Here is a 5444-nt window from a genome sequence, read left to right as displayed (position 1 = left end):
GGGTGGGCTTGTCTTGGCTGGCCATTGTGGCGGCGGAGATGTTGATTGGCGGTGTGGGCATCGGGTTCTTCATCTGGGATGCCTGGAATAGCTCCCGCATCAGCGAAATCATTCTGGCTTTGATCTATGTCGGGATGGTGGGTCTTCTGCTGGATCGCATCACGGCTTGGATTGGCTCGCTGGTGGTGGCTGAGGATCGCTAAATGAGCTTGGCCGAGTTTTAGATTGGTTGCTGACAATTTCTCCATGCTCTCAGAAATCATCTCAGGGGAATCATGAAGACCCAGCCTTACATTGAAGTGGATCACGTGGACAAGGCATTTCCTCTTGACAACGGAGAGGTCTATCCTGTCCTGAAAGACATCCACCTGGAGATCCAAAAAGGGGAATTTGTCTCGCTAATTGGCCACTCCGGCTGTGGCAAATCGACCCTACTCAACATCATCGCCGGCCTGGAAAAGCCTTCCCGCGGAGGCATTCTCCTGGAGGGCCGACAAGTTACAGATCCCGGCCCAGATCGCATGGTGGTGTTTCAGAACTATTCCCTGCTGCCCTGGCTGACGGTGCGGGAGAACATTGCCCTGGCCGTGGACGAGGTGCTGGGATCCCTTCCCAAAGCGGAGCGGGACCGGATTGTGGCAGAACACATTCGCCGTGTGGGGTTGCAGGGGGCAGCCGACAAGCGACCGGCCCATCTGTCAGGAGGGATGAAACAGCGGGTAGCCATTGCCCGGGCTTTGGCCATCCGTCCGCGGGTGCTGCTGTTGGATGAGCCCTTTGGCGCTCTGGACGCCTTGACGCGCGGCAACCTGCAGGAGCAACTGATGGAGATTGCCCAGGCGGAGCAGCTCACCTGTGTCATGGTTACCCACGATGTGGATGAGGCGCTGCTGCTTTCGGATCGGGTGGTAATGATGACCAATGGCCCGGAGGCCCGCATTGGCCAGATTTTGCGGATCCCTTTTCCTCGGCCCCGCCATCGTTTGGAAGTGGTGCGTCACCCCGACTACTACAGCCTGCGGGGAGAGATGATCTACTTTCTCAACCAGCAAAAGCGGGCTCGCCAAAAAACGCCTGTTCGCGTGGCCATTGCCAAACACGGCCTGGAGAAGGTCAATTTGGAGGTTGGCTTTGTGCCCCTCAACGACTGCGCCCCGCTGGTGGTGGCGCAGGAAAAAGGCCTGTTTCAAAAGTACGGCCTGGAGCAGGTCACCCTGGTGCGGGAGCCAGGCTGGAAGACCATCTGGGAAGGGATCCGCTCCGGTCGGCTGGACGCGGCTATGGTGGTGGCCGGGATCCCGTTGGCTTCCACCTTGGGAGTAGGGGGAGTTCCGGTGCCTTTGATTACCGCGCTAACCCTCTCCCGCGGCGGCAACGCCATTACCTTTGGGCGCAGACTTTTGGAGCGAGGCGTTCAAAGCCTGGCGGATTTTCGCCAATACCTCAACCACACCCCCGACACAGTCCACACCCTGGGAGTGGTTCATCCGGCTTCCATGCAAAACTTCCTGTTGCGGCACTGGCTGGCCGGTGGGGGGGTGGATCCGGATCGGGACGTTACGTTGACGGTGATCCCACCCCCGCAGATGGTGGCCCATCTCAAGGCCGACAACATCGACGGCTACTGCGTCGGCGAGCCCTGGAACTCCCGCGCTGTGCGGGAACAGTTGGGATTTATCGTCACCACCACTCCCGAAATCTTGCCCAGCCACATTGAAAAAGTGCTGACAGTGCGCCAGGATTGGGCGCAAAACTACCCCCGCACCCATGTAGCTCTGGTCAAGGCACTACTGGAGGCTTGTCACTACTGCGATCAGCCGCAGCACCGTTCTGAGATCTTGGAGTGGCTGGCTCAGCCCCAGTATGTGGGCGTGGCCAAGGCGGATTTGCAGCCGGGGTGGACGGGTATTCTGCAGCGGGGAATTGCCGATGAATCCCAGGCCCTTGTCGGTTTTCACCAGTTTGCCAACGGGCGCAACACCTGTCCGGAAAGATTGGAACACCTCTGGATCTTGACGCAAATGGCTCGCTGGGGACTCTGCGCTTTTCCCCGCAATTGGGTTTCGGTTCTCGACCAAGTTCTGGACAGCGAAACCTACGCCCTAGCCGCCAGAGAACTGGGCCTTCCGGATTGGGCCCACGACCGCGGAGCTTTACTCTTTGGCGATGGATCCCGCTTTGACGGAGAGGATCCCGTTGCTTACCTGGAGTCGGTGGCCATCCGGCAGGATCTGAAGCTGCAGGAGTACCAGCTCAGCGAAGTTTAGCTTTTGTTACCTTAAACTCTCGATTGGAAAGCACCATGATGACCAGCTCCCGCACGTTCTCCTCACCGCTATCTTCTGCTTCTCCGGTTGCAGGACTGCCCCTTCTTTGTCTTCAGAATGTGGGCAAGACCTACTTCACCTCAGCAGGGCCCTTCGTTGCGCTGGAAAATGTCAATTTGGAAGTGGCCGCCGGTGAGTTTGTTTGCATTATCGGCCACTCGGGTTGTGGCAAATCCACCTTGATCAACATGGTGGCGGGTTTTTCGACTCCCACTTCGGGATCCATTACCCTCAAGGGCCAGCCCATCACCTCCCCAGGGCCAGATCGGATGATGGTGTTTCAACATTATTCCCTTTTGCCCTGGCTGACTGCCTTTGAAAATATTTATCTGGTGGTGGATCAGGTGTACCCAACCAAACCCCGGTGGGAAAAAAGGGAAATTGTTCAAGAACATCTGGAATTGGTAGGTTTGGCGGAAGCAGCCCACAAGCGGCCCAAGCAGCTTTCTGGAGGCATGAAGCAAAGGGTAGCCATTGCCCGTGCTCTTGCCGTTCGTCCGCAAGTTTTGCTCTTGGATGAGCCTTTTGGGGCCTTGGATGCCATTACCAAGGAAGATCTACAAGATGAGCTGCTGGCCATTTGGCGGGATCACCGCTGCACAGTTTTGATGATTACCCACGACATCGACGAGGCTCTTTACTTGTCAGACCGTGTGGTGATGATGACCAACGGCCCCGCTGCCCATATTGGTGAGATCTTGACCATTCCCTTTGAGCGACCGCGCATCCGCTCCCGCATTATGGAAATGCCTGAGTTCTACGAATTGCGTAACCGCGCCCTTGACTTCCTCTATCGTCGCTTTGCCCATAGGGAGGATTAAGCTAGGAATCAAAACGCTTGGGGAGGGAAGTTGATGGCCGCTGCTCCGGTTCAGGTAGCTCCAACCGATCTCCCAATGGAGGAGCGGGTCTTGCCCTGCCCAAAACCCTTGCCGACTGTCTGGCCAACCCAGTTGCTCCAACCAAATGGGTAGATGGCTACATTGTGGAGAAAGTGGGGCAAACCTTAGGGCATGCAAAGATCCAAACCCGACTTCTCTTCCGTTGGCTCGGTTATGTTGAATGTCTGCCATTGGGGGGTATGGTTTTGGTGAAGGCTCCCTGCCAAACGACAGGCAAAGTCAGAAGACCTGATGTTGCCTACCTGTCTCCAGATTTAATCCAGCAATTTGGAGAGGATATTGCCACTTTGCCGCAGAGCTATCCCCTCACCGGAGAGATCCTCTCCCCAACCGACTCTGGAGAGGACATTTTCTTGAAAGCCCAGGAGTATCTCAGCTCCGGTGCGCTGGAAGTCTGGCTGGTTTTTCCCAAAAGCAAATTTATTTTTATCCAGACTCAGGATCGCCACCTTTGGCTAACCGAACAAGAGACTGCCAAAAGCCAGGTTGTATTGCCCGGATTTGAGATCCAAGTGGCCGATCTCCTCGGCTGAGAGATCCTTAACCTGATGGCCTATCGGGATCCAAAATGCAAGACACTTATCCATCCTGACAGGGATCCCCACTCATGGTGACCGCGATGGAGCCGGAAAAAGCCGTCATCAAAACCCTATGTCCCTACTGCGGCGTAGGGTGTGGATTGGAAGCGGTTGCAACAGCCTCAGGTGGCTGGAAAATAAGAGGCGACCGGGATCATCCTTCCAGCTTGGGGATGGTCTGTGTAAAGGGGGCCACGATCCTGGAGGCAGTTGGTCGGGATCGGCTGCTCTATCCCCTGTTTCGGGAGAGCTTGGGCCAGCCCTTTCGTCGCATTTCTTGGGATCAGGCTTTTGAGGAGATGGTTTCTCGGCTGCGCTGCCTCAAAGACAACCCTCACTCCATGGCTATGTATGGATCGGGGCAGTTGCTCACTGAAGACTATTACGTTGCTCAAAAGCTGATGAAAGGCTGTCTGGGCACCAATAATTTTGACACCAACTCGCGCCTGTGCATGTCCTCGGCTGTCTCAGCCTACACCCAATCCCTGGGATCCGACGGTCCCCCCTGCTGCTACGAGGATCTCGATCTCTGCAATCTGGCTTTTCTGGTGGGCACCAACACCGCCGAGTGCCACCCCATTCTTTTTAATCGCTTGAAGAAGCGGCACAAGCCCGGATCCCCCCTCAAAATGGTGGTCGTGGATCCCCGGCGCACTCAGACAGCAGAAGCTGCTGATCTCCACTTAAAAATTCGCCCCGGTACGGATATCGATCTTTTCAATGGGATTGCCCATTTGCTGTTGAAGTGGGGATCAATGGCTACCGATTTTATCGAGGGCTGCACCCAAGGTTTTGCCGAATATGCAGCTTTGCTGGCCGATTATGAGCCGCAGATTGTAGCCCAGCGCTGTGGAATTGCAACTGAGGACTTGATTGAAGCGGCCAAGCTCTGGCAGGGATCCCAGAGAGTTCTATCCCTTTGGTCGATGGGCCTAAACCAGTCCAGTGAGGGCACCGCCAAGATCACCAGCTTAATCAACCTGCATCTCCTGACCGGGCAAATTGGCCGACCGGGGACGGGCCCCTTTTCCTTGACCGGCCAGCCCAATGCCATGGGCGGTCGAGAGGCAGGGGGGTTATCCCATCTGCTGCCGGGATATCGGCTGGTGAGCCATCCCCAGCATCGAGCAGAGGTGGAGCAGGCTTGGGGCTTGCCCGGCGGCTCCATCTCCCCCCACCCAGGACTGAGGGCTACCGAGATGATTGCCGCTCTGGAGACGGGATCCCTGCAGTTCTTCTGGATTGTGGCCACTAATCCTTTGGTGAGCTTTCCGGATCTGGAACGGGTCAAAAAAGCCCTGAAAAAGTCTCCCTTTACTGTTTATCAAGAGGCTTATTACCCTACGGAAACGGCAGAATATGCCCATTTGCTTTTGCCTGCCTGTCAGTGGAGCGAGAAAACCGGGGTGATGACCAACTCCGAGCGCAGGGTTACCCTTTGTCAAGCCTTTCGAGACCCCCCTGGCGAAGCCCGACCCGATTGGGAGATCTTTGCTGAAGTGGGGCGCAGGTTGGGCTTTGAAGCGCAATTTTCCTTCCAAACCGCGGCAGAGGTTTATGCAGAATTTGCCGCCCTTACCGCAAATCGCCTCTGCGATCACTCCGGCCTCAGCCATGCCCTTTTGGCAGAACAAGGC

4 protein-coding genes and 1 pseudogene are annotated in these 5444 nt (G+C 56.3%); all 5 read left to right on the top strand.

Features of this window, described 5'->3' with window-relative positions; all coding sequences use genetic code 11:
* Positions 1 to 203: pseudogene (locus tag NW856_RS11240) on the top strand (nitrate ABC transporter, permease protein); the annotation flags it as partial.
* Positions 204 to 275: 72 nt separating this feature from the next.
* Complete coding sequence (locus tag NW856_RS11235) at positions 276 to 2267, top strand: nitrate ABC transporter ATP-binding protein (RefSeq protein WP_414400312.1); 1992 nt, start codon at positions 276 to 278, stop codon at positions 2265 to 2267.
* Between the two features lie 38 nt (positions 2268 to 2305).
* On the top strand, positions 2306 to 3148 hold the full coding sequence (locus NW856_RS11230; RefSeq protein ID WP_414400315.1) for an ABC transporter ATP-binding protein: 843 nt from the start codon (positions 2306 to 2308) through the stop codon (positions 3146 to 3148).
* Between the two features lie 17 nt (positions 3149 to 3165).
* A complete protein-coding gene (locus NW856_RS11225; RefSeq protein ID WP_414400310.1) occupies positions 3166 to 3762 on the top strand; it encodes a Uma2 family endonuclease in 597 nt (198 codons plus the stop codon).
* Between the two features lie 86 nt (positions 3763 to 3848).
* Positions 3849 to 5444: molybdopterin-dependent oxidoreductase (locus NW856_RS11220; RefSeq protein ID WP_414400313.1), on the top strand; the 1596-nt coding region annotated here is incomplete at its 3' end.

The organism is Synechococcus sp. R3-13 (assembly GCF_047462195.1).
Taxonomy (GTDB): Bacteria; Cyanobacteriota; Cyanobacteriia; order Thermostichales; family Thermostichaceae; genus Thermostichus.
Note: the sequence above shows the minus strand (reverse complement) of the source record. Positions and strands in the feature narration are given on the sequence as shown.

Bases quoted from the DNA above. Each gene is read 5' to 3' on its own strand.
- NW856_RS11235 (WP_414400312.1), top strand. From the start codon at position 276: ATGAAGACCCAGCCTTACATTGAAGTGGATCACGTGGACAAGGCATTT.
- NW856_RS11230 (WP_414400315.1), top strand. From the start codon at position 2,306: ATGACCAGCTCCCGCACGTTCTCCTCACCGCTATCTTCTGCTTCTCCG.